Origin of the sequence: Desulfohalovibrio reitneri, from assembly GCF_000711295.1 — a bacterium.
GTDB lineage: Bacteria > Desulfobacterota > Desulfovibrionia > Desulfovibrionales > Desulfovibrionaceae > Desulfohalovibrio > Desulfohalovibrio reitneri.
This window is the reverse complement of sequence record NZ_JOMJ01000004.1, coordinates 364547-388124: the sequence shown is the minus strand read 5'-3', so window position 1 is coordinate 388124 and position 23578 is coordinate 364547. Positions and strand designations below refer to the sequence as shown.

The 23578-nt window shown below is 67.6% G+C and carries 21 protein-coding genes and 2 tRNA genes; 18 read left to right on the top strand and 5 right to left on the bottom strand.

All coding sequences use genetic code 11. The features are described from left to right. Window positions 1–39 precede the first annotated feature (39 nt). Window positions 40–1281 carry an HDOD domain-containing protein gene (locus N911_RS0114390; protein ID WP_029898350.1) on the top strand — a complete coding sequence of 414 codons (1242 nt, stop codon included), beginning with the start codon at window positions 40–42 and terminating at the stop codon, window positions 1279–1281. Window positions 1282–1288: 7 nt separating this feature from the next. Beyond that, window positions 1289–3616 carry a putative bifunctional diguanylate cyclase/phosphodiesterase gene (locus N911_RS17720; RefSeq protein WP_051694452.1) on the top strand — a complete coding sequence of 776 codons (2328 nt, stop codon included), beginning with the start codon at window positions 1289–1291 and terminating at the stop codon, window positions 3614–3616. A 102-nt stretch (window positions 3617–3718) separates the two neighbouring features. On the opposite strand, the gene N911_RS0114380 is transcribed toward N911_RS17720, so the two are convergent. The 3 genes from N911_RS0114380 to N911_RS0114370 are packed head-to-tail and all read right to left on the bottom strand — an operon-like array spanning window position 3719 to window position 7785. Beyond that, the gene (locus N911_RS0114380) at window positions 3719–5110 is read right to left on the bottom strand and encodes an aminopeptidase (protein WP_029898346.1); all 1392 of its coding nucleotides are present in this window, start codon (window positions 5108–5110) and stop codon (window positions 3719–3721) included. A 3-nt stretch (window positions 5111–5113) separates the two neighbouring features. Further along, entirely contained in the window at window positions 5114–6532 is a 1419-nt protein-coding gene (gene selA / locus N911_RS0114375; RefSeq protein ID WP_029898344.1) for an L-seryl-tRNA(Sec) selenium transferase, read from the bottom strand. Beyond that, entirely contained in the window at window positions 6529–7785 is a 1257-nt protein-coding gene (locus tag N911_RS0114370; RefSeq protein ID WP_035105576.1) for a bifunctional folylpolyglutamate synthase/dihydrofolate synthase, read from the bottom strand. Before N911_RS0114370 ends, selA begins: the two co-directional genes overlap by 4 nt. A 182-nt stretch (window positions 7786–7967) precedes the next feature. On the opposite strand from N911_RS0114370, the gene N911_RS0114360 reads away from it, so the two are divergent. The 14 genes from N911_RS0114360 to N911_RS0114295 all read left to right on the top strand — a co-directional run bounded on the left by N911_RS0114360 (window position 7968) and on the right by N911_RS0114295 (window position 18664). After that, window positions 7968–8044 (top strand) — tRNA-Arg (locus N911_RS0114360). A gap of 253 nt (window positions 8045–8297) precedes the next feature. Continuing rightward, window positions 8298–8636 (top strand): hypothetical protein, encoded by a 339-nt coding sequence (locus N911_RS0114355; protein ID WP_029898340.1) that lies wholly within the window; start codon window positions 8298–8300, stop codon window positions 8634–8636. A gap of 213 nt (window positions 8637–8849) precedes the next feature. After that, window positions 8850–9062 (top strand): hypothetical protein, encoded by a 213-nt coding sequence (locus tag N911_RS18340; RefSeq protein WP_138774435.1) that lies wholly within the window; start codon window positions 8850–8852, stop codon window positions 9060–9062. 336 nt (window positions 9063–9398) lie between these two features. Then, a tRNA-Arg gene (locus N911_RS0114345) sits at window positions 9399–9475 on the top strand. 56 nt (window positions 9476–9531) lie between these two features. Continuing rightward, window positions 9532–10407, top strand: a complete 876-nt coding sequence (locus N911_RS0114340; RefSeq protein WP_029898338.1) for a DMT family transporter — start codon at window positions 9532–9534, stop codon at window positions 10405–10407. A gap of 37 nt (window positions 10408–10444) precedes the next feature. Beyond that, a complete protein-coding gene (locus tag N911_RS0114335) occupies window positions 10445–11398 on the top strand; it encodes a hypothetical protein (protein WP_029898336.1) in 954 nt (317 codons plus the stop codon). Further along, window positions 11374–12564 (top strand): hypothetical protein, encoded by a 1191-nt coding sequence (locus tag N911_RS17715; protein ID WP_029898334.1) that lies wholly within the window; start codon window positions 11374–11376, stop codon window positions 12562–12564. The genes N911_RS0114335 and N911_RS17715 overlap by 25 nt, the downstream gene beginning before the upstream one ends. Further along, window positions 12561–13127 carry a DUF1318 domain-containing protein gene (locus N911_RS0114325; RefSeq protein WP_029898332.1) on the top strand — a complete coding sequence of 189 codons (567 nt, stop codon included), beginning with the start codon at window positions 12561–12563 and terminating at the stop codon, window positions 13125–13127. Before N911_RS17715 ends, N911_RS0114325 begins: the two co-directional genes overlap by 4 nt. A 158-nt stretch (window positions 13128–13285) precedes the next feature. After that, complete coding sequence (locus N911_RS0114320) at window positions 13286–14467, top strand: quaternary amine ABC transporter ATP-binding protein (RefSeq protein ID WP_029898331.1); 1182 nt, start codon at window positions 13286–13288, stop codon at window positions 14465–14467. After that, window positions 14464–15285: an ABC transporter permease gene (locus tag N911_RS0114315; RefSeq protein WP_081859268.1), complete on the top strand. Its 822-nt coding sequence runs from the start codon at window positions 14464–14466 to the stop codon at window positions 15283–15285. Before N911_RS0114320 ends, N911_RS0114315 begins: the two co-directional genes overlap by 4 nt. Next, window positions 15286–16164, top strand: coding sequence for a glycine betaine ABC transporter substrate-binding protein (locus N911_RS0114310; protein ID WP_029898327.1), 879 nt, complete (start codon window positions 15286–15288; stop codon window positions 16162–16164). Between the two features lie 32 nt (window positions 16165–16196). After that, window positions 16197–16721, top strand: coding sequence for a hypothetical protein (locus tag N911_RS0114305; protein WP_029898324.1), 525 nt, complete (start codon window positions 16197–16199; stop codon window positions 16719–16721). Between the two features lie 51 nt (window positions 16722–16772). Next, on the top strand, window positions 16773–17885 hold the full coding sequence (locus tag N911_RS0114300; RefSeq protein ID WP_029898322.1) for a glycosyltransferase family 4 protein: 1113 nt from the start codon (window positions 16773–16775) through the stop codon (window positions 17883–17885). After that, the gene (locus tag N911_RS0114295; protein ID WP_029898320.1) at window positions 17882–18664 is read left to right on the top strand and encodes a glycosyltransferase family 2 protein; all 783 of its coding nucleotides are present in this window, start codon (window positions 17882–17884) and stop codon (window positions 18662–18664) included. Before N911_RS0114300 ends, N911_RS0114295 begins: the two co-directional genes overlap by 4 nt. A gap of 123 nt (window positions 18665–18787) precedes the next feature. Here N911_RS0114295 and N911_RS0114290 read toward each other — a convergent pair whose 3' ends face one another. Then, window positions 18788–19039, bottom strand: coding sequence for a hypothetical protein (locus N911_RS0114290; RefSeq protein WP_029898318.1), 252 nt, complete (start codon window positions 19037–19039; stop codon window positions 18788–18790). Window positions 19040–19554: 515 nt separating this feature from the next. Continuing rightward, window positions 19555–19722: a hypothetical protein gene (locus tag N911_RS18535; protein ID WP_161781641.1), complete on the bottom strand. Its 168-nt coding sequence runs from the start codon at window positions 19720–19722 to the stop codon at window positions 19555–19557. A 245-nt stretch (window positions 19723–19967) separates the two neighbouring features. On the opposite strand from N911_RS18535, the gene N911_RS0114280 reads away from it, so the two are divergent. Together N911_RS0114280 and N911_RS0114275 are read left to right on the top strand one after the other, a co-directional pair. Further along, on the top strand, window positions 19968–22451 hold the full coding sequence (locus tag N911_RS0114280) for a glycogen/starch/alpha-glucan phosphorylase (RefSeq protein ID WP_081859267.1): 2484 nt from the start codon (window positions 19968–19970) through the stop codon (window positions 22449–22451). Window positions 22452–22478: 27 nt separating this feature from the next. After that, window positions 22479–23573: a hypothetical protein gene (locus tag N911_RS0114275; protein WP_051694449.1), complete on the top strand. Its 1095-nt coding sequence runs from the start codon at window positions 22479–22481 to the stop codon at window positions 23571–23573. Window positions 23574–23578 lie beyond the last annotated feature (5 nt).

The window sequence follows — 23578 nt, the reverse complement described above, 5'->3', positions numbered from 1 at the left end:
GACACCCTTCTCGCCGAAGGGAAACGGAGTTTTACGACCATGAGCATCGTCGGCCTCGCGGAACTGGAACCGGGAATGGTCCTCAACAGCGCGGTCCGTTCCTCCCAGGGAAGGCTGCTGATCCCCGCCGGAACCATCGTCACGGACAAGCACATCCGCATGTGCAAGATATGGGGCGTGGTGGAGGCGGACGTGAGCGGCCAGGCCGAAGCGGAGCATCGCGAGGAGATGGAGTTGCGGCGCATGGCCGCCGAGGCCCCCAAGGCCAGCAAGGAGGCCAAGCGGGATACACGGGAACGGTTCGCCACGGCGGGGCTTGAACACAAGGCGGTCAAGCGGCTGGCCAAGGAGTTCTACCGGCGGCTGCTGCCGCTGGTCATCGAGTCACCCGGCCGCTCTCGGCCCAGCTTGCCTCCGCCCGGCCCGGGGGAGGACGAATCGCCCCCGAACCTGAAGGAGGTGGCGGCCAGGGAGCTGGAGCTGGCCTCCCCGCCCGACTCCTTCAACCGCATCCTGCGGGCCATCAACGATCCCGACAGTTCGGCCGCCTACGTGGCCGAGGTGGTGCAGCGCGACGTGAGCCTTTCGGCCAAGGTGCTGCGGGCGGTGAACACACCCCACTACGGTTTTCCCCGCCGCATCGACACCCTCACCCGGGCCATCACCCTCATGGGGTCGCGGCAGATACTCAACCTGGCCCTGGGCATCTCCGTCGTCTCCCACTTCCGCGACGTCCCCGAGACCCTTCTGAACATGCACGGCTTCTGGCAGCACTCCCTGGCCTGCGGCATCATCACCCGCCTGCTGGCCGTGACCTGCGGCGTGGAGGACGAGGAGCGGCTGTTCGTGGCCGGGCTGCTGCACGACATCGGCAAACTGGTCATGCTGCGCAACTTCCAGCCCCAGATGGCCCGGGCCATGCGCCTCCACCTGGAAGAGGAGATTCCCCTGAACAAGGCGGAACAACGCTGCTGGGACTTCGACCACGCCGATGTGGGCGGTGCGGTGCTGGACGCCTGGGGCCTGCCCTCCTCCCTCACTTCCGTCATCGTGGACCACCACCAGCCCGCCAGGGACGGCATGGCCCTGCCCTGCGTGCTGGTCCACCTGGCCGACCTCTTCGCCCACGCCATGCAGTGCGGGGGCAGCGGAGCCTGGCACCTGCCCAGGTTCTGCGCCCACTGCTGGGACGCCTACGGTCTTTCATCCAACCTGATCCCCACCATCATCAGTCAAGCCGAAACCAGCTTCGACGAATCCATGAACATCTTCTTCCCGTGACACCCCCATGAACCCCCTCAACCGCCATCCCTCTTCGCACTCCCAACGCCAGGCCCTGGAACGGGGCTGCGACGCCAGCGTGCTGGAGGCCCTGGACAAGGTGGCGGGCATGGCCCGCATGGCGGAAGGGCTTGAAAACCTGGAATCCCCACGGCCCATCCTGGAACGGACCATGGAGCGGATTCTGGAGATCATCCCCTTCGAGCGGGCCGCCTTCTTTCTCTTCGAGCGCGACAACCCGGACCTGGAAACGGCTTTGACCCATCCCGGCCGAGCCGGCAAGAGGCTTCAGGCCGATCTGGACCGGGCCATCGACCACGGCGAGGTGGCCGTGGCCCTGCGCACGGGCAAACCCCTCTACCTTGTGCCCCAAAAGGGACAGCTGCTTCTGCTGCATGTCGTGGGAACGGTTTCACGCGTGCGCGGGCTGTTTCTGGGCGTCTGGCCGGGCAGCAGGCGCGAGCTGCCGGACGTGGCCGACAGGCTGGTCACGCTGATGCTGCAGCAGTGCGCCAACATTCTGGAAAGTTTCGAAATGTACAGCATGTACCGTTCGGTGAACCGCGCCCTGAGCAGCCACGTCTCCCGCCTGGCCAAGGAAATGGAGGAACGTGCCCTGGCCGAACGCGCCATCGAGCAGTCGCGCAACCAACTGGACCTGGTGATGAACACCATCCCCCAGTTCCTCTACTGGAAGGACACGGACGGCACCTACTCCGGCTGCAACCTCAACTTCGCGCGCCTGGTGGGCCTCTCCACGCCGGACCAGGTGACGGGGCGGCGCGACGAGGATCTGCCCGGCGGCATTCTGGACGGCCCGGCCGCGTTCCAGGAAAGCGAGGCCATGCGGCGCGGGGTGAGCTTTCTGGGCGTGGAGCGCAGCCTGCCCGCCCAGGGCCGCGACGCCCTGTGGGTGGAGAGCAACATCGTGCCCCTGCGCGACCCGGACGGGGACGTCACGGGACTGCTGGGCACCCTGGAGGACATCACCGAGCGGCGCGAGTACCAGCAGCGGCTGACCCGCATGGCCATGCACGACGCCCTCACCGGCCTGCCCAACCGAAACCTGTTCATGGAGCGGCTGCAGCGGGCAATGGACCGGATGCAGCGGCGGGAGGCGGCCTTCTTCGCCGTGCTCATGCTGGACCTGGACAATTTCAAGAAGGTCAACGACAGCCTGGGCCACATGGCGGGCGACGCGCTGCTGCGCGAGGTTGCCCACCGCCTGAACGACTCCACCCGGAACGTGGACACCGTGGCCCGTTTCGGCGGAGACGAGTTCGCCGTTCTGCTGGAAGAGGTTTCCGACCCCGAGGACGTGCTCATCGCGGTGCGGCGCATCCAGTACAAGCTGGCCGAGCCCTTCCATTTGAGCGGCGGGGAGTTCGTCACCAAGGCCAGCATCGGCGTGCTCATGGAGACCTCGGACTACAGCTCGGCCGACGACATCCTGCGCGACGCGGACACGGCCATGTACCGGGCCAAGAGCCGGGGCGGCGACTCCATGGCCCTCTTCCGCCAGGAGATGCACTCCGAGGCGGTTAGGCTGGTGACCGTGGAGCAGGATATTCGGCGCGGGCTGGAGCAGGGGGAGTTCACTGTCCACTACCAGCCCGTGCGCAACCTGGCGGACGGACGCCTGCGCGGCCTGGAGGCGCTCCTGCGCTGGAACCATCCGGAACGCGGTCTGCTGCCGCCCGGCGAGTTCCTGCACGTGGCCGAGGACTCCGGGCTCATCCACGAGCTGGGCCGCATGGTGCTGGAGGAGGCCTGCGCCGCCCTGGCCCGGCTGCGGGAGAGCGGCGAGGTGGACGAGGACTGCTACATGGCGGTCAACGTCTCGGCCCACCAGATCATCAACCGGGAGCTGATCGACTGGGTGCGGCAGGCGCTGGAGCACCACGGCCTCGAGCCGCGCCTGCTGACCCTGGAAATCGTGGAAAACGTGCTCATGGAATACGGGCAGGCCGCCAGGGACGCCCTGGAGAGGGTGCACGAACTGGGGGTCAACCTGGCCATCGACGACTTCGGCACCGGCTACAGCTCCCTGGCCTACCTGCGGCGGCTGCCGGTCAAGGCGCTGAAGGTGGACCGCTCCTTCATCAACCTCATCGCCAGCCGCGAGGACGACCGCGAGATCGTGCGCACCGTGCTGGCCCTGGGCCGCAACCTGGGCCTGGAGGTGGTTGCCGAGGGCGTGGAGGACGAGGAGCAGACCAGTCGCCTGAGCGAACTGGGCTGCACCCTGGTGCAGGGCTACCACTTCGGCCCGCCCGCGGAGGAGGCCAAGCTGGAACTGGACCACCCGGAAGCCGCCGGGGCGCGACGGGAGTGATCGCCCGCTCCGGACGCGCAGCGAGAAAAAACCGCAAGCCCCGCCTGACTGGTCAGGCGCGGGCTTGCGGTGTTCAAGCCATGCCGTGTTTTGCGTTGAACGCTAGCTCTTGAGGAACTCCTCGAAGGCCAGCTTGGTGGCGTAGATGTCCGCCTTGGAGGTCAGCTCGAAGGGGGAGTGCATGGAAAGGACCGGCGGGCCGCAGTCGATGATGTCCATGCCGTACACGGCCAGGAACTTGGCCACCGTGCCGCCGCCGCCCAGGTCCACCTTGCCCAGTCCGGCCATCTGCCAGGGCACCCCGGCGCCGTCCAGCAGGCCGCGCAGCCAGCCCACGTATTCGGGGTGCGCGTCGTTGGCGGCGTACTTGCCCCGGCTGCCGGTGAACTTGCAGAAGGTGGGACCGAAGCCCATGTAGGCGGAGTTCAGCTTCTCGTGGAACTCCTGGTAGTCCGGGTCCACCGCCGGGTGCACGTCCGTGGACAGGGCCTTGGCCGCCAGCAGCGCGCGGGAGGGCGAAGTCTCCGGCTCCCACGCCTCCAGCAGGTCGTCCAGGCAGTACTCGAAGAACATCGACTTGGCCCCGGTGGAGCCGTCGGAGCCGATCTCCTCCTTGTCCCAGATGAGCACCATCTGGGTGTGCTCCGGCTGCTTGGCGGCGAAGAGCGCCTCCATGGCCAGGAAACAGCAGGCCCGGTCGTCCTGCCCGTAGGAGCCGACGAGGCCTCGGTCCAGGCCCACCTCGCGGGCCGGTCCGGCGGGCACCATCTGCATTTCCGCGGAGTAGAGGTCGTCCTCAACCAGGCCGTACTTCTCGTGGATCAGCTCCAGCATGCGCCGCTTGACCCGGGACTTCTCCTCCTCGTCCTTGCCGGGGTTGGAGGGCTCGTGCCCCAGCACCACGGACATCTTCTCCGCCTCGAAGGCCTCGGAAAGCTTCTTTTCGCCCTGCTTCTGGGCCAGGTGGGGCAGCAGGTCGGCCACGGTGAAAACGGGGTCGCCCGGATCCTCGCCGATGACGATGCGCTTGACCTCGCCGGAGTTGGTCACGGCCGTGCCGTGCAGGGCCAGGGGACGGGCCAGCCACTGGTGCTTGCGGATGCCGCCGTAGTAGTGGGTCTTGCCCAGGCCGAAGCTGACCTCCTCGAACAGCGGGTGCTGCTTGAGGTCCAGCCGGGGTGTGTCGCCGTGCGCGCCCACCAGCCGGAAGCCCTCGGACAGGGGCCGCTTGCCCTGACGGGCCAGGAAAATGGACTTGCCGCGCATGACGCGGAAACAGGCGTGGGAGTGGAAGTCAGGGGTGAAGCCCTCGGCCTCGGCCCGTTCAATCGCCCAGTCCACGGTCTCCCGCTCGGTTTTGCAGGCGGACAGGAACTCCATGTACCGCCTGGCCAGCTTGTCCATGGCCGTGCGGTGCTTCTTGGCGGAATAGACGTCCCAGCAGCTGCGGGGCTTGGATTCAAGCTGGGGTTCGCCGCTCTTCTTCTTGGTCATGTATCAACTCTCCTTGGCTGCCCCCAGCGACTCCAGCGCCTGATCCAGGGAGGAGCCCGCCAGGGGGAATTCGTCGCGTCTGAGGGTTCTGGGGTCCAGCAGGAAGGCGTCGTCCTCCACCCGGCCCACCAGGGGCGGCTCGGTCGCCAGCAGGGCCTCGCGCAGCGCCTCGGCCGTGACCGGGGCTTGGGGCTCCACCGCCACCAGGGTGGTGGGCAGGTCGCACTCCGGAAAGGAGCCGCCGCCCACGCGGGAGGACCCCGGCTTGAGCGACAGCCGCGCCCGCCCGGCCAGATCGCGGGACAGGCGGCGTCGCAGGGAGCGCGCCTTGTTCTTCAATTCGTCCGCCCCGGCGGTAATCATGGCCAGGGTGGGGATCTCGCGCAGGGCCCGTTCCGGCTCCAGGTACAGCCGCAGCACGGCCTCCAGGGCGGCCAGGGTCATCTTGTCGATGCGCATGGCCCGGCTGACCGGGTTGCGCTTGATGCGGTCCACGTACTCCCTGCGGCCCACAATGAGCCCGGCCTGGGGGCCGCCCAGCACCTTGTCGCCGGAGAAAGTGACCACGTCCGCCCCGGCGGCCACCCGCCGCTGCACCGTGGGCTCGTCCAGGGGGATGCCCAGGGCGGTGAAATCGACGAAATTGCCGCTGCCCAGGTCCTCCATCACCGGGATGGAATGGGCCCGGCCGATGCCCACCAGCTCCTCCAGGGAGACTTCCTTGGAAAAGCCCACGATGCGGAAATTGGAGGCGTGCACCTTGAGCAGCAGGCCGGTCTCTCCGGTGATGGCGTTTTCGTAGTCGCGCGGGTGGGTGCGGTTGGTGGCCCCCACCTCCACCAATCGCGCGCCGGAGCGGGCCATGACGTCGGGAATGCGGAAGGAGCCGCCGATCTCCACCAGCTCACCGCGCGAGACGATGGCCTCGCGGTCCCGGGCCAGGGTCTGCAACGTGAGCAGCACGGCCGAGGCGTTGTTGTTGACCACCAGCGCCGCTTCCGCGCCGGTGATGCGACAGAGCAGCTCCTCAACGTGGGAGTAGCGGGAGCCGCGCTTGCCGGTGGAGAGGTCGAACTCCAGGTTGGAGTAGTCTCGGGCGGCCCGGGCCACGGCCTCCACCGCCGAATCCGGCAGGTTGGAGCGGCCCAGGTTGGTGTGGATGACCACCCCGGTGGCGTTGAGCACCCGGCGGAAGCGCGGCTTGGAGCGCACCCGCACGAACGCCAGGGCGCGGGGCAGCAGCCGCGCCTCGTCCAGGTCGTCCGCCCCGGCGGTTCCGGCGCGGATTTCCTCGCGCACCACGTCCAGAAAGTCGTTGGCCAGGTCGCGCAGCAGGGCGCGGGGCAGGCCGCGCAGCTCGGGATCCTCGGCCATGCGGCCCAGCAGCTTGTCTATGGAGGGCAGCAGTCGGAACAGGTTCATGGGCGCACCTCGGCTGGGTTGGTCGGCGGGGCCAGCAGATGGGGTCTTTGTGTATACAGGGCGGCCAGCAAATACAAGGAGCCGCAGGCCAGCACCGGGGAGCCGTGGCGGGCGGCCTCGCGCACGGCGGCCTCGGGGTCGGCGGCCACCCTGGCGCGCGGGGTCAGGGCTCCGGCGATGGAGCGGGGGTCGCAGGCCCGCCCCCGGCAGGCGGCCGGAATGGACGGCACCAGGATGGGCCCCCTGGTCAGCCTGGCCACGTGCGGGGCCAGGGCGGCGAGGTCCTTGTCCGAGAAGCAGGAGAAAACCACCGCCGCCGGGTGAATGTCCAGGTGTTCCAGGGCTTCGGCCAGGGCGACCAGGGCGTGCGGGTTGTGGGCCGCGTCCAGAATGAGGTCCGCCCCGCTGGCCTCTCCCCGGGCCCATTGCAGCCTGCCCGGCAGAAAGGCGCGGCCCATGGCGGGCAACCGCTCGTCCAGGGGCAGGTCCCAGCCGTGGCTGTGGACCAGGCGGTCCGCCGCGCCCAGGGCCAGGGAGGCGTTGACCGACTGGTGCGGCCCGGCCAGCCCCAGGGAGTCGCGGCCGAAATCCATGACGGCGGCCGTCTCCAGGGGGCAGCCGGTCCCGGCGGCCGCCTCCTCGAGCACGGCCCGGGCCTCGGGATGCTGGGGCACGGTGAGGGTGGGCAGCCCCGGGCGCATGGCCCCGGCCTTGTCTCTGGCCACGGCCGCGCGGGTGTGGCCCAGTTGGGCGGCGTGGTCCAGGTCGATGGGCGTGTAGAGCAGCAGGTCGCGCTGAAGCGCGCTGACTGCGTCGTACCTCCCGCCCAGGCCCGCCTCCATGACCGCCACGTCCACGGGATGCGCGGCGAAGGCGTCCACGGCCAGGGCGGTGAGGAACTCGAAGTAGGTCAGTTCGCCGGCCAGCGGGGCGATGCGGTTGGCCGCGGCCAGGAAGGCCTCAGGGGAGGCGGGGGCGCCGTCCAGCCGCACCCGCTCGCGCACGCTGAGAAAATGCGGTGAGGTGTACACGCCCACCCGCAGCCCGGCCCGCAGAAGCAGGGCCTCCAGAAAAGCGGTGGTGGAGCCCTTGCCGTTGGTGCCCACCACGTGAATCACCGGAAAGGGAGGCGCGGCCAGGCCGGAGGTACGGAAAAAGGCCTCCATGCGGCCCAGGGTCAGGTCCATGTGGAACAGCCCCAGCCGATCCAGATGCGCCTGGAGGGCGTGGAAATCCGCAAAGGCGTCGGCCATGGGCCCTGTGTACCTCGCCGCGCCGTGGCGGGCAATCGGCCGAGGAGTCTGTTACTCTGGAAATCGGATGAAAATGGCGCTCCGGGGGCGAGCTCGCCTTGACCCCGCCCCCGGCCTGCGCTAGCTGAACGCAGCCGCGTTGCCGGAAACCCCGGCGGCGGCTATCCTCATCCCCAAGGAAAGCGCCCGTAGCTCAGCAGGATAGAGCATCGGTCTTCTAAACCGACGGTCGGAGGTTCGAATCCTCCCGGGCGCGCCAGAGATTTCGCCAGGTTGCCACTACATTGGGGCAGCTTGGCTTTTCTTTTTGCGCGATTTGGGCTCAATGGTCCCTCATTGGTCCCTTCATCCGAGGACTTTCCAATCCTTCCGGCCCATCCCGCGGGGCGTCCGAAAAATAATCGCCGACGAGGCATGTTTTTCTCGCCCAAGCGTTGCGCGAACCTTCGGGACATGGTATTTTCTTATATAAGTATTTTAATTTTCTAATTTTTCACTTCTTGGAGAGCATCATGGCCAACCAGGATTACCCAGGCGTCTGCATGGCCTGCACAACCGAGGACTGCAAGGTCGTCGCCCCTGACCTCAGCGCGGTGCGCGAGCGGCTTTCCACCGATCCCCTCAGCGACTACACCCGCAACGTGGTCAACAACCTGACCTACGCCATGCCGGACAAGTTCAAGGACGAGTTCGAGGCCTACATGGCCTTCGACGTGGTCAAGGCGGTCATCGCCATGGGCCTGAAGAACAAGGACACCGTGGCCATGCACGGCCTGGGCACCTTCAGGATGGAGGGCGGCAAGGTCGTCTTCACGCCCGACCCGGCCCTGGAAGCGGCGGCGGCCGAATAGCCCGATCCGCCCCGCCGTTTCATGCTGATTCAGCCGGGGTTTAACTCGGCCTTGCCCCGCCGGTGCGGGGCAAGGCCGAGCGGTGCGTGGCGGTCGCCGCAGCCCGCTTTGGCCCCCGGAACCGCTCACCGGTTGCGCCCCCTCTTCTGTCCAACTGGACAGACGGGTTGTCACCGAATCCGGTATCGGCTACTATTTTCCTACTGATTTGGTATGAAAGTCATCTCGTGCACAAGAACACGCCCGGACAGGGGCGACGGCATGGCCGAGCACACGGTCTCCATCAGCCACGGCGGAACCCGCCGCGACCTGGACGTAACCGTGCCCGCAGGCCTGAGCGAGCCGGACGCGGAGTGGCACGCCATCAAGCTGGCGGTCCTCTCCCTGCAATACGGCCCCGGCCGCCAGCCCCTCACCGGCGACTAGTCCGCCGCCGCCCAAGGACGCACGCGCAAGCCCGCCACGGGTGAAAAACGTCCCGCGCGTCCTGGCCGGTCTGTACGGCTGAAAAAGCCAACGGGTTCCGTACCACGCCACCACCGCCAACCAACGGCGGCCCACACTCAAGTGGCGCAACCATCTCCAGCCGACCAAAAAGCGCAACTCGCGCAAACGGCGCCGCCACACTCCCGCTAGCTCCCCCGGACACCCGCCGCCCTTCGCGTAAAACCCGCGCGCAAGCGGGCCGACCCTTGACGCACGCCAAATCTTCGCTACCAATCGCCCAGTGCGCCCCGCATCCAACCCAGGATGCCGCACCGCGCGTCCGTAGCTCAGCTGGATAGAGCAGTGGCCTTCGGAGCCACGAGTCCCGGGTTCGAATCCTGGCGGGCGCGCCAATCATATTTGGTCCAACTTGACTTCCCCTCAATCCCGAGTACACCCCATACCCTTCATGCCGATATCCACTCTCCGCTCCGTGGGGCCTGTGCTGTTCGGGGCGTTTTTGATTTCCTTCGCTTCGCCGTTGGTGGCCATTTGCGACATCGGGCCCACGGCCGTGGGGGCCTATCGCCAGTTGATCGGCGGGGTGGCTTTGGCGCTTCTGGCCTGGTGGAGCGGGCGGGGCGGGGTGCGGCTGGATGGGCGGTTGTGGCTGTTTCTGCTGACCGCGCTGTTCTACGCCCTGGACATGGGCTTGTGGCACCGGTCCATTCTGGACGTGGGGCCGGGGCTGTCCACGGTGCTGGCCAACTTCCAGGTGGTTTTCCTCACCGCTTTCGGCTTCGCCATGCTGGGCGAGCGGCCGGGGTGGCGGTTCGGTTTGGCCGTGCCGCTGGCCCTGGGCGGGGTGGCTTTGCTGCTTCTGCCCGGCTGGGAGCAACTGGGCTCTGCCCCGGCGCGCGGGGTGGCGGCCGGGCTGGGCGCGGCCTTTTTCTACGCCTGCTACATAACCGGGCTGCGCCGCATTCAGGGCAACGGCTCCAAGGCCGCCAACATGGCCTTGGTCTGCCTGCTGACCTCCACCATGATGGGTTCCGGCGCGCTGGCCCTGGGCGAGCGCATGGCGGTGGTCGATCCGGTGACAATCCTGGCCCTGCTGGGCCTGGGCGTGTGCTGCCAGGCGGTGGGCTGGCTCTCCATCTCCCGCTCCCTGCCGAACGTGCCAGCCTCCCTGGCCGGGCTGGCCCTGCTGCTGCAACCCATGCTGGCCTTCGTCTGGGACGTGCTCTTCTTCGGCCGACCCTTCTCCGGCCTGGACGCCCTGGGGCTTGCCCTGGCGCTGGCCGGGCTGTACCTGGGCATCCTCTCCAGATCGCGGCAAGGCTGACCTTCCCTTTCCCCGCCCGCCAATCTATTCTGGCCGGATGCGGGTTCTTCTCCTGGTCCTCCTGGCCGCGCTCCTGCTGCCGCCGTCCCCCGCCCGCGCCGATGGGGTGGACCTGGGCCTGCGCCTGGGCCCCGGCTTCACCTTTGAAAGCCTGCGGCTGGCCCTGCCCGGCGTGGTCGAAACCTCCGGCAAAATTGCCCCGGACGGCTCCAGCGCGGACCTGACCGGCACCCTCCGCGACCCCGCGCGCGCCCTGGCCCTGGCCGGGGTGGACGGAGCCGCCCTGGCGGACCTGGGGCCGGTTGATTTCGACCTTGCGGCGGAGCGCTCCGGGGAGGCCGTTCGCCTGGACCTGGGCCTGCGCCCCCGCCGTTTCGCCCCCTGGTCCATACGGGTGGACGGCGAGCTGCGCGGCGACACCCTGGACGCCCGGGCCAGCCTCTTCGACGGCCAGGGAATACGCGTCTTCCTGCATATTACGGGCGATGCGGACGCCGCCCGCCTGACCCTCGACCTGGGCGAGTCCGGCGCGCTGCACGGCACCGCCCGGCCCCGCGACGCGAGCCTGCGCCTGTCCGGCGACGGCCTCAAGCTGGCCCCGCTGCTCGGCCTGCTGCGCGACCTGCCCGGCTTCAACCTCCCGCCCGGCTCCCTCTCGGGGCTGGCCGACGTAGAGCTCACGGCCGCCGCGCCGGACCGGCTGGAACTGGACCTGGGCGTGCGCCAAGTGGCCCTGTCCGCCGCCGAGGGCCGGTTGATGAGCGAACAGCTGGCCGTGGACCTGCGGGCGCGCTCGCGCGGGCAATCCGCATCCCTGGAAGTGACCGCCCCCTCCGGCCAGGTGCTGGCGGGCAACTGGTTCGCCGACCTGGGCACCTCCCCGCCTTCCCTCTCCCTGTCCCGCCAGGGGGACGGCCCGCCCGCGCCACGCTGCGCCTGGGCGAACTGGCCTCCGCCGACCTGGAAATGGGCGGCGGCCAAGGCAGACTGACCGCAACCATTCCCGACCTGGGCAAGGCCTTCGACACCCTGGTGAAGCAGGCCCTGCTGGCCGCCTCCCCGCTGGTGAGCCAGGCCGAGGCCGCTGGCGCGGCCAGCCTGCTCGCAGATTTGCGCCTGGACGACGACGGCCGCTTAGTGGCCGAAGGGCGAGTGGAGGCTGACGGCCTGGGCTTCCAGGCTCCGGAGGTGGAGGTGCGCCAGGCCTCCCTGGACCTGCCCTTCCACTGGCGCGAGGGCGGCGCGCGCGGCCAGCCCATGCCCCCGCTGCCCCGCGACTGGGGCGGTTTCTCCGCCCAGGCTGCCGCCCTCGGCCCCTTGTCACTGCAAAGCGACGTGCCCCTGGCGCTGGTGCCGGGAAGGCTGTACGTGGGGGGCTTCCGCGCGGCCGTTCCCGGCGGCGCGGTGGAATCGCCGGGGCTGCACGTGGACCGCCCCTTCAGCCCCGTCCGCGTGCTGCGCGGCACCCTCCGCCTGCCCGGCCTGGACTTCGCCGCCCTGCCCTCGCCATTCCCCCTGGAAGGTTCCCTGTCCGGTTCCCTGGACCTGCGCATGGCTGGCGGCCGCCTGACCACCGAGGGCAAGCTCGGGGGTGACTTCTTCGGCGGCGAGCTGACCGTCTCGGACATCGGCGGCCGCGGCCTGTTCCAGTCCGGCCGCAGCATCGGCCTGAACGCGCGGGTGGAGGGCATGGACCTTCTGCCCCTGGGCCGGGCCATGGACCTGGGCACCATCACCGGCCGCCTGGACCTGATGCTGCGCGGGCTGGAAATCGCCTACGGCCAGCCCGTGGCCTTCGAACTGGTGGCCCGCAGCCCCGGGGAGGCGCGCGCCGACCGCCGCATCTCCCTGAAGGCGGTAAACGCCCTCACCGAACTCGGCACCGGCCGGGGCATGACCGGCGTGGGCGTGGGCTTCTTCTCAAGCTTCTTCGAGACCTTCGCCTACCAGGACATGGGCCTGTACTGCCGCTTGCACAACGACCTCTTCACCGTGCGGGGCTTGATTCAGGAGGGCGGGGTCGAGTATATAATCAAGAGGCCGCCTCTGTTCGGCATCAACGTGGTCAATTCCAATCCGGGCAACACCATCCGCTTCTCGGACATGCTCGACCGCCTCGGCCGGGTGCTGCGCGGACTGGACAAGGAGGATTCATGAGAAAATATCTCGCCGCCCTGGCCCTGCTGTTCGCGGCCGCCTGCGTCACGGTCAATATTTACTTCCCTGCGGCCAAGGTGGAAAAGACCGCCGACGAGATCGTCTCCGACGTGTACGGCCAGGAGAGGGCGCAGCCCGAGGGCGAACAGGAAAGCAGCCTGGCCGTCATGCTGGCCTCGCTCTTCACCGTTGCCGAGGCCCACGCCCAGGAAGCCACCTCCGTGTCCAACGCCGCCATACGCGGGCTGAAGGACGAGCTGCGGCAAAACAACAAGAAGCTGCAACCCTACTTCCGGCAGGGCGCGGTGGGCATCGGCAACGACGGCATGCTCCACCTGCGCGACACCTCCGGGCTGTCGCTCAAGGACAAGGCCACCGTGCGCCAGCTGGTGCAGCGCGACAACCAGACCCGCCGGCAACTCTACAAGGAAGTCTCCCGGGCGCTGAACATCGACCCCTCCCAGGAGGGCAAGGTGGCCGACATCTTCGCGGACAAGTGGCGCTCGGAAGCCCCCTCCGGCTACCCTGTGCAGAGCGACGGCGGCTCCTGGTCCGTGAAGTAGTCCTCACCCTTATCCAATCCCGCAATCCCGCAAGCCGGGGGCGCTCCACGCGCTCCCGGCTTTTTCGTTTTGCCAACCTTGCGCGATTCCTCCAGTCGTGTACTCTGAAAACGAGTACCTTTTTCACTTTTTCTGACCAGACAGCCCTCGGAGCGCCTTTGTCCAGCATTGAAGTGGAGAATCTTTTCAAGGTCTTCGGCCCCCCGCGGAACTACGAGCGGGCCATGGAGATGGCCCGAAACGGTGAACCGCGCCCCAAAGTGCAGAAGGAGACCGGCTGCACCGTGGCCGTGCGCGACGCCACCTTCACCGTGGAGGGCAAGGAGATATTCGTCATCATGGGGCTTTCCGGCTCCGGCAAGTCCACCCTGCTGCGCTGCGTCAACCGGCTTCTGGAGCCCACTTCGGGCAGCGTCGCCATCAACGGCCAGCCCATCCTGGACCTCTCCCACGAGGACGTGCTGGAGCTGCGCAAGCAGAACATCGCCATGGTCTTTCAAAACTTCGGCCTGCTGCCCCACCGCAGCGTGGCGGAGAACGCGGGCTTCGGCCTGGAACTGCGCGGCATGCAGCCCAAGGAGCGCCGCCAGCGGGCCATGGAGGCCCTGGAAACCGTGGGACTGACCGATGTGGCGGAACAGCCGGTGCAGGCCCTCTCCGGGGGCATGCAGCAACGGGTGGGCCTGGCCCGCGCCCTGGCCACCAGGGCGGACATCCTGCTCATGGACGAGGCCTTTTCCGCCCTGGACCCGCTCATCCGCACCAACATGCAGGCCGAATTCCTGCAGCTGCAGGAAAGCTACCCCAAGACCATCCTCTTCATCACCCACGACCTCTCCGAGGCCCTGACCCTGGGCGACCGCATCGCCATCATGAAGGACGGGGCCATCGTGCAGATAGGCGGGCCGGAGGAAATCATCACCGAACCCGCGGACGACTACGTGCGCTCTTTCGTGGAAAACGTGGACCGCTCCCGGGTGGTCACGGTGTCCACGGCCATGGATTCCGAGAAGGCGCCGCCCACCCTGCCGCCGGACGCCACCGCCGCCGAGGCGGTGGAAAAGATGGAGCAGTCTGACCTGCCTTACCTCTATGTGGTGAAGGAGGGAAAACTGCGCGGAGTCGTCCGCCTGCGCGACGCCCAGGAACATGAAGGAAAGGTCGAGGACATCATGCTCTCCTCCCGCACGGCCGGGGTGGACCAGCATCTCATCGCCATCCTGCAGCGTTCCACCCAGGACCCCTGGCCCCTTCCCGTTGTTGACGGCCAGGGCCGCCTGCAAGGAGTGATTTTCCGCGACGAATTGCTCAAGGCCATCGCCGGAGGTGCTGCATCATGATCGTCTCCATCCCGGTGGGCGACGTTTTCGCCCGGGGTATCGAGTGGATGAACACCACCCTGGCCCCCTTCTTCAGCGCCGTGTCCACGGCCGTGAACTTCGTCATCAGCATCAGCGAGGGCCTGCTTCTGGCACCGCCCTCCTATCTCATGATCCCCTTCCTGGCCGCCCTGGCCTGGCGGGTGTCCGGACGCGGGGTGGGCATCTTCACCCTGCTGGGCATGTTCCTGGTGGACGGCATGGGCATGTGGGACGACGCCATGCGCACCCTGGCCCTGGTGCTGGCCTCGGCCGCCTTCGCCTTGCTGGTGGGCATACCCGTGGGCATCTGGGCGGCCCGCAACGACAGGGTGGAGCAGGCCGTTCGGCCGGTGCTGGACTTCATGCAGACCATGCCGGCCTTCGTCTATCTCATCCCGGCGGTGCTCTTCTTCCAGCTGGGCAAGGTGCCCGGGGCAATGGCCACGGTCATCTTTGCCATGCCTCCCTCGGTGCGGCTGACCAACCTGGGCATCCGCCAGGTTTCCGAGGAGGTGGTGGAGGCCACCCGCGCCTTCGGCGGCAACGACCGCCAGCTGCTCTTCAAGGTGCAGCTGCCGCTGGCGCTCACCACCATACTCGCCGGGGTCAACCAGACCATCATGCTGGCCCTGTCCATGGTGGTCATCGCGGCCATGATCGGCGCGGGCGGCCTGGGCCAGCAGGTGCTCAAAGGCATCGAGCAGCTCCGCATCGGCCTGGGCTTCGAATCCGGCCTGGCGGTGGTCATCCTGGCCATGTTCCTGGACCGAGTGACCCAGGGCCTGGGGAGGAAGTAGATGGCCAAGCTTCGCGGCAAATGGGAACCGCTGGTCTGGCTGCTGGCCTTCGCGGCCATCGCGGGATTCGGGCGTTTCATGGCCGACCCCGGCCAGGGAACCACGCGGGAGCGGACCGTGCGCATCGGCTACGTTTCCTGGGCCGAGGGCATCGCCATGACCTACCTGGCCAGGGAAATCCTGGAGAGCGAGCTGGGCTACCGGGTGGAGTTGACCATGGCCGACCCCGCGCCCATCTTTACATCCCTGGCCAAAAGCGACCTGGACTTCTTCCCCGACGCCTGGCTGCCCCTGACCCACAGCCACTACATGGACCGCTACGGCGAAACCCTGACCGACCTGGGGCACAACTACAAAGGGGCGCGCGTGGGGCTGGTAGTGCCGGACTACGTGGACGTGGGGACCATTCCCCAGCTCCGGCGCGAGTCCGGGCTGTTCGGCGGCAGGATCACCGGCATCGACTCAGGGGCGGGCATCATGGAGGCCACGGACAAGGCCATCGCGGAGTACGGCCTGGACATGAGCCTGGTCAGCTCCTCGGGCGCGGCCATGACAGCATCGCTCAAAGACGCCATCGCGGCGGGGGAGCCAATCGTGGTCACAGGGTGGAAGCCCCACTGGATGTTCGCCCGCTGGAAGCTGAAGTTCCTGGACGACCCCAAGAATGTCTACGGGCGGGCCGAGAACATCCACACCATCGGACGCCCGGACGTGACCCGCGACCTGCCCGAGGCGGCCGCCTTCTTTCGCAACTTCTTCTTCACCGACCAGCAGATCGGCGGACTGATGGACACCTTCAACCGCCACCAGGATCAGCGAGCGGCCGCCAGGGCGTGGATGGAGGCGCACCGGGACCTGGTGGAGTCCTGGCTGCCGTAGACAGCGCGGCCGGGCGTGGATAGGTTGCGGCCATGCGCACACTCGCCGCCGCACTCTGCCTGCTCTTGCTGGCCGCCCTCCCGGCGGCGGGGCAGGAGGACTACACCATCCGCTCCGAAGAAGGCGACGTCATCCGCGTCACCCACCAACCCCTCCAGGCCCCAGAGCCGGACGACCGGGCGGACATCTGCTTCGCTGTCTTTTTCCGCCTGAAGGAGGGCAAAACCATCATGATGAACTTCGCTCCGGTCTTTGTCTGGCGGGGCGCAGCCGCCGGACCGGTATGCAAGACCATCCTCACCGGCCGCGCCTACCAGCCCTTCGACATCCAGGAACAGGGGTTCGACCAGCAGCGCAGAGAGGCCTTCGGCGAGGACCCGCCGCCGCAGTCCACCTACGCCCAGATCGCCTTCTATCGCGACCTGGGCCTGACAGACCGGCTGGACCTGCTGACACGCCAGCCGCTGCAGGACTTCTACACCGAGGAGGGACGGGAGGTGGTACTGCCCATCCAGCCCGGCTACCGCACCACCCTCGCCTGGCTGTCCGGGGAGTAGCCCCGGCCGCGCCTTGCCTTCCGCTCCGGCCTCGTCCATAGTGTGCGCGCCATGCGCATCATCCAAGTCGTCAACGTCCGCTTTTTCAACGCCACCGCCTGGTACGGCATGACCCTGGCCGAACTGCTGCGGGCCAAGGGGCACGAGGTGCTGGTGCTGGGCCTGGAGGGCACGGAGTCGTGGGAGGTTGGCGCGTCTCGCGGGCTGCCCATGCTGGGCATGAACCTGAACACCACCAACCCCCTCTCCCTGGCCGCGATGTACCGCGGCATGCGCGCCCTGGTGCGAGACTTCCGGCCGGACGTGATCAACTGCCACCGGGGGGAGTCGTTCGTCCTGTGGGGGCTGCTCAAGGCGCAGACCCGCGGCTTCAAGCTGGTGCGCACGCGCGGCGACCAGCGCCCGCCCAAGAACAACCTTCCCAACCGGCTGCTGCACCACCGGCTGGCCGACGCGGTGGTGGCCACCAACTCCCGCATGGCCCGTCATTTCGTCAAGGAAATGGGGCTGCCCGGCGACCACGTCTGGACCATCCTGGGGGGGGTGGACAAGTCCCTGTTCCGGCCGGACCCAGAGGCTCGGGCGCGTGTGCGGGCCGAGTTCGGCTACGGCGAGAACGACTTCGTGGTGGGTATGGTGGGCCGCTTCGACGGGGTGAAGGGCCAGCCGGAAATGATCGAGGCCCTGGCCCGGGCCTACCACGGCGGCCGTACCAACCTCCGGCTGCTGCTCATCGGCTTCGACACCACCATTTCCTCGGAGGAAGTGGGGCAATGGTGCCATGAGGCGGGGGTGGACCACCTAGTGCGCATCACCGGGCCGCGCGGCGACGTGCCGGACTGCATCAACGCCCTGGACCTGGGCGTCACGGCCTCGCGCTTCTCCGAGACCATCGCCCGCGCGCCCATGGAAATCATGGCCTGCGGCGTGCCCCTGCTGGCCACGGACGTGGGCGTGCTGCCCGATTTGGTCCCGCCCGAGGGGCTACTGCCTTCCGAAGACCCCCACGCCCTGGCCCGGCTGCTGGACAAGGCCGCCTCGGACCCGGGCTACCTGGAGTCGGTGCGGCGCGGCGAGCAAGCCACCATGCGCCAGTGCGGCCTGGACGACTTCGCCACGCAAACCCTGGCCCTGTACAAGGGCTTGGCAGAGGAGTCCGCATGATCGCCGAGGCCACCGGCCTGGTGCTGACCTTCAACGGCGCGGACCACCTGGCCCGCACCCTGGAGAGCCTTTCCTTCTGCAGCCGCCTGATGGTGGTGGACTCCGGCTCCACCGACGGCACGTTGGAGATAGCGAATAACGCCGGGGCCAACGTGCTGCACCGCGACTGGGAGGGCACCATCCCCCAGTTCCGCTTCGCCTTCGAGCGCATCGAGACACCCTGGGTGGTGACCCTGGACCAGGACGAGTGGTTTTCCGAGCCGCTGCGCGACGAGCTGGTTCGCCGCCTGGCCGAACCCAGCGACGCGGGCGGCTTCTGGATGCGCCGCTCCTCGTATTTTTTCGACCGCTACATGCGGCATGGAGGCTGGTACCCGGACTGGCTGCTGCGCGCCTTCCGGCTGGACTCCATGGAGCTGCGCGGGGTGCTGCCCCACGAGGAGTTCCATCCCATCGGCCGCACGGAGCGCATCGAGACCTCGGGCGCTGACATCATCCACCACCCCTACCGCGACCTCTCCGAGCACCTGGGCAAGCTGGCCTCTTACACGCGCACCTCGGCGGAGCAGCTGCACGCCAGGGGAGCCAGCGGCGGCGTGACCAAGGCCACGGCCAGGGCGGCCGGACGCTTCGTGAAGAAGTACCTGCTGAAGAAAGGCTTTCTGGACGGCCGGGCCGGATTCGCCCTGGCGGTCTACGACATGGTCAACGTCTTCCACAAATACATGCTGGTGGAGGAAATGCGGCTGCGGGAGAAAGGCGGTCCGGACAGGGGCTGACCCGTCCCCGCCCGGCTGCGCGTAGAGCAGGCGTGCTCCTTTTCCAGTCCATCCGGCTCGGACAACAAGAAAGCCGACCCCGATATCGGGGTCGGCTTTTTCGCGTCGGTATGCGGCTTTGCGCTAAGCGGTGATGTTGAGGAAACCGCCCACGCCGTCGTTGGCCGCGCCGGAGGCCATGCCGAGGCCGCCTTCCGTGGGCGCGCCCTGGGCCTGCATGCCGCCGGAGGCCATCTGGGCGGAAAGGTTCTGGGAATCCAGGGCGGTGGCGCCCTGACCTTCGATGGACCCGTTCTGCCCGCCAGCGGCCTTGGCGCCAAGGTCCATGTTCATGCTCTGCATCAACTGCTGCCCGCCGAGGGAAGCGATGTCCATGCGATCCTCCAAAGGGGTTTTTTCATCCTGATTTCCCCGTTGAAATCGACAGCTTCCGAAAAAATCTTTAGGCCCGATGGACAAATCGCCCACACTCCCCGCCATACGCGGGCGCAAGGCTGCCATCAGCCAGGAGACAAGCCCAGCACACCTCAGCAAGCACCCGCTCGTTCTCCTTGGCGGGCACGCAACCCCACCCCGGGCAAGCGCAATCTTCCGTGGCGAATACACAGAGGGACAACGAGACGTGAAGCTTCCCCCGGTGCGCGCAAGCGCCGTGCTCTCTCCACAGTTGCACCGCGCTCTCCCCGGGCGCGCGCAAGCGCCCCACTCTTCGCGATGTCCGCGCCCCCGGCGCGGACGAGCCTCTTCCACGATGTTCGCGCGCGCAAGCGCGAACGAGCCCCGCGCACCGACGCACTCCATAGGCCGTCGAGGTTGTTCCCTGGCTAGGCGCGTCGTATGCGCGCGGGCGGGACAGTACACCCGTACGGCCCGCCCGCGCGCAAACGACGCTACGACGCCAGGGGGCAACCTCGACGGCCCACACCACCCTGGTCAACGGGGGCGAAGGAGGAACGCATGGGGGAGCTGTTGAGATAGTCGAAGGTCTTGGCGACCACCTGGGCCCCGAAGGTCTGTCCGAATCCCGAGGCCGGTCCGGCCATGGAGTTCATTGGCATATGACGCCTCCAAGAGGTTGCAATGCGACCCTATCCGCCTTTTCGGCCGATTCGAGACCGGACTTTAGGGCGGCCCCCCTTGAACCTCCCGGGGTAATCGGGCTACCATCAAAAATGTGGTGGAATGCGTGCGAAAACCGTTGTGCGGAATATCATTCACCCGGCTTCCGACTTGCCGCAGTATTGGTCCGCCGGCCCAGCGAACGCGGTCCGGAACGAACAAACTCCCCGAGGGAGGGGTCCCAATGGCCAAGAACAAGACGACCCGGCAGGGCCTCGTGCTCGACGCCTTCTGCTACAAGCCCCAGGCGGGCGAACCGGAAAAGCTGCGGGCGGACATGCGGCGCCATATCGTCTCCAACCTGGGCAACGACCCCTCCTCGCCGGGCAGGCACGAGCAGTACATGGGGCTGTCGTACGCCGTGCGAGACCGGCTCATCGACCAGTGGATCAAAACCCAGCGTTCGCTGTACGACCACGACGCCAAACGGGTCTACTACCTTTCCCTGGAGTTTCTGCCGGGGCCGTTTCTGAAGAACAACATCTCCAACCTGGGACTTGAGGACGACTGCGCCGGTTCCCTGGACGAGGATTGGGCCGGGATCGACGATCTGGCCGAACTGGAGCCAGAGCCCGGCCTTGGCAACGGCGGTCTGGGGCGGTTGGCTTCCTGTTTCCTGGACTCCATGGCCACCCTGCGGATACCGGGTTACGGCTACGGGATTCGATATTCCTACGGCATCTTCCGCCAGGCCATCGAGGACGGGGCGCAGAAGGAGCAGGCTGACAACTGGCTCTCCCACGGCAGCCCCTGGGGCTTCGAGCGTCCCAAGTACACGTATTCCGTGCATTTCTACGGCCAGATCCGGCCCTACACGGACGTGGATGGCTGCCAGCGCTACCACTGGATAGACACCCAGCGAATGAAGGCCATGGCCTTCGACCTTATGGTGCCGGGCTACCGAAGCGGGTTCACCACCAACATGCGGCTTTGGGCGGCCAGGGCCGCGCGCGGCTTCGACCTGCAGTTCTTCAACTCCGGCGACTACGTGGGGGCCCTGGAGGACAAGATCCGCTCCGAGAACATCTCCATGGTGCTCTACCCGGACGACACCGGGGAGGCGGGCAAGGAGCTGCGGCTGAAGCAGCAGTACTTCTTCGTCTCGGCCACCATCCAGGACATCGTGCGGCGCTTCCGCAAGAAAAACCTGCCCTGGCGGGAGCTGCCGGAGCACGTGGCCATCCAGCTCAACGAGACGCACCCGGCGGTGGCCATCCCGGAACTGATGCGGCTGCTGCTGGACGGCGAGCACATGGATTGGGAGGAGGCCTGGCGCATCTGCGTTCGAACCTTCGCCTACACAAACCACACTGTACTGCCCGAAGCCCTGGAAACATGGCCTGTGGAGCTGTTCGAGCGGCTTTTGCCCAGGCACATGATGCTCATCTACGAAATCAACCGCCGCTTTCTGGAGGAGGTGGCCCTGCGCTTCCCGGGCGACCCGGAGCGGCAACGCCGCCTGTCCCTCATCCAGGAAGAGCACGGCCGCACTATCCGCATGGCGCACCTGGCCATCGTGGGCTCGCACCGGGTCAACGGCGTGGCCCGGCTGCATTCGGACATCATCAAGCGGACCATCTTCCGCGACTTCCACGAACTGTACCCCGAACGCTTCACCAACATCACCAACGGGGTTACGCCGCGACGCTTCCTGGCCCAGTGCAACCCCGGGCTGGCCGCACTGATAACGCGGAAGATCGGCGACGGCTGGGTGGCGAACCTCGCCGGACTGCGCGAGCTGGAGCCGTACGCCGAGGACGCGGGGTTCCGTGAGGAGTGGATGTCCATCCGCCTGGAGAACAAGCGGAAGCTGTCAGAGTACATCAAGAAGCACACCGGCTCGGAAGTGGACCCCGAGTCAATCTTCGACGTGCAGGCCAAGCGCATCCACGAATACAAGCGCCAGCTTCTCAACGTGCTGCACGCCATTTCCCTGGCCAACCGGTTGCGCCGAGCCCCGGATGCAGCCATCCCGTCTCGCACGGTCATCTTCTCGGGCAAGGCCGCGCCCGGCTATCACATGGCCAAGTCGATCATCCGGCTCATCAACGGCGTAGCCGAGGATATCGAAAACGACCCGCTGGTGCGGGACAGGCTGCGCGTGGTCTTTCTGGCAAACTACTCCGTGCGGCTGGCGGAAAAAATCATCCCGGCCACGGACTTGTCTGAACAGATTTCAACAGCCGGCATGGAGGCCTCGGGCACCGGCAACATGAAGTTCGGCCTCAATGGCGCGCTGACCATCGGCACGTATGACGGGGCCAACATCGAGATGCTGGAGGAAGTGGGCGCTGAGAACTTCTTCCTCTTCGGCCTGCGGGAAGAAGAGGTTTCCGCCCGGCGGCGCGGCGGACAGTCCCCCGGCCCGGCGGCCCCCGCGCATTCCGAGCTGGCCGGGGCCCTGAACCGGATACGCGACGGCCACTTCGGCGCGCCCGGAGAATTCGACCACATCGTACGCGCCCTGGAGTACGAAGACTACTTCATGGTCCTGGCGGACTTTGAGGACTACCTGCGCGCCCAGGAGGAGGTGAACGCCCTGTACGGGGATCCGCACGAATGGTCGCGGCGCTCCATCCTGAACACCTCGCGCATGGGCCGCTTTTCCTCGGACCGGGCCATTGGCGAGTACGCCGAGAAGATATGGAACGTGTCCCCCCTTCCCTGACGGGGCGCATTGCCATACCATCGTGCCATGCAAGGTCGCTTTTCGGTTCCCTTCGAGCCCTCGCCGGACTGGGTCGAGGTCCTCTCCGAACGGTTGGAGTCGATCCACTCCCTGTTTTTTTCCCTGTTCCTGACGCGGGTGCCGGACGCGCGCCATCAGCCCAGGAACGTTGAAGCGGAGGAGATGGCCGAGGGGCTGGCGCGGCTGCCCGGGCCCCGCAAATTCGCCCTTCTCAACGGCCGCATGCAGCCGGTTTCCGGCTACCGCGACCCCGACCTGACAGCCACCATGGCCACGCGTCTGGAGAGCCTGCTGGAGGCGGGGCAAATCGACGGCGTGGTGGTGGCCGACCTGTTTCTGCTGACCGCCCTGGGGCGGGAGTACCCCTCCCTGGCCGCTTGTCTGTCCGCCCAGCCCAGCGTGAACTGCGCCATCGACGCCCCGGCCAGGCTGCGGGCCTGGCTGGAGGCGGCGGACGGACTGGGCTTCCGTCAGCCGGAGAAGGTGGTGGCCGACCGAAGCCTCAACCGCGACCCCGCCCGCCTGAACCGGCTGCGGGAATGGATGCGCCGCAACCTGCCGGAAGCGGAGCTTCTGCTGCTGGCCAACGAGGGCTGCCTGGCGGAATGTCCCTTCCGGGCCACCCACGAGGCCATGATCGCCTCGGCCGAAAGCGAGGGCAGGGTGATGGCCTGTCTTGACGCGGTGCGCGACCTGGGCTGCCTGCGCCGGTTCCATGCCCGGCCCTGGACCATGCTGGCCTCCCCCTTCATCCGACCGGAGGACGCGGCCGAGGCCCTGCGCCGGGCGGACGGCCTGAAGCTGTGCGGCCGGGGCCAGGGGGCGGGCTTTCTGGCCCGGGTCATGGACGCCTACGCCGCCGGGACCTACCGGGGCAACCTGCTGGAGTTGCTTGACACCCTGGGCGAACTGGCCCCGGCTTGGCACGTTGCCAACGAACGCCTGCCACAGGACTTCGCCCGGCGGCTGGAAAGCTGCTCCGGCGACTGTGGCGACTGCGGCTGGTGCGCTGTAGCGTTCCGCAGGGCGGCCAGGCGGGTGGAGCCGGAGCTTCGGAATTTTTCCTTCCCGGATGCGAAAAATACAGACTTACCCCTATAGCCCCA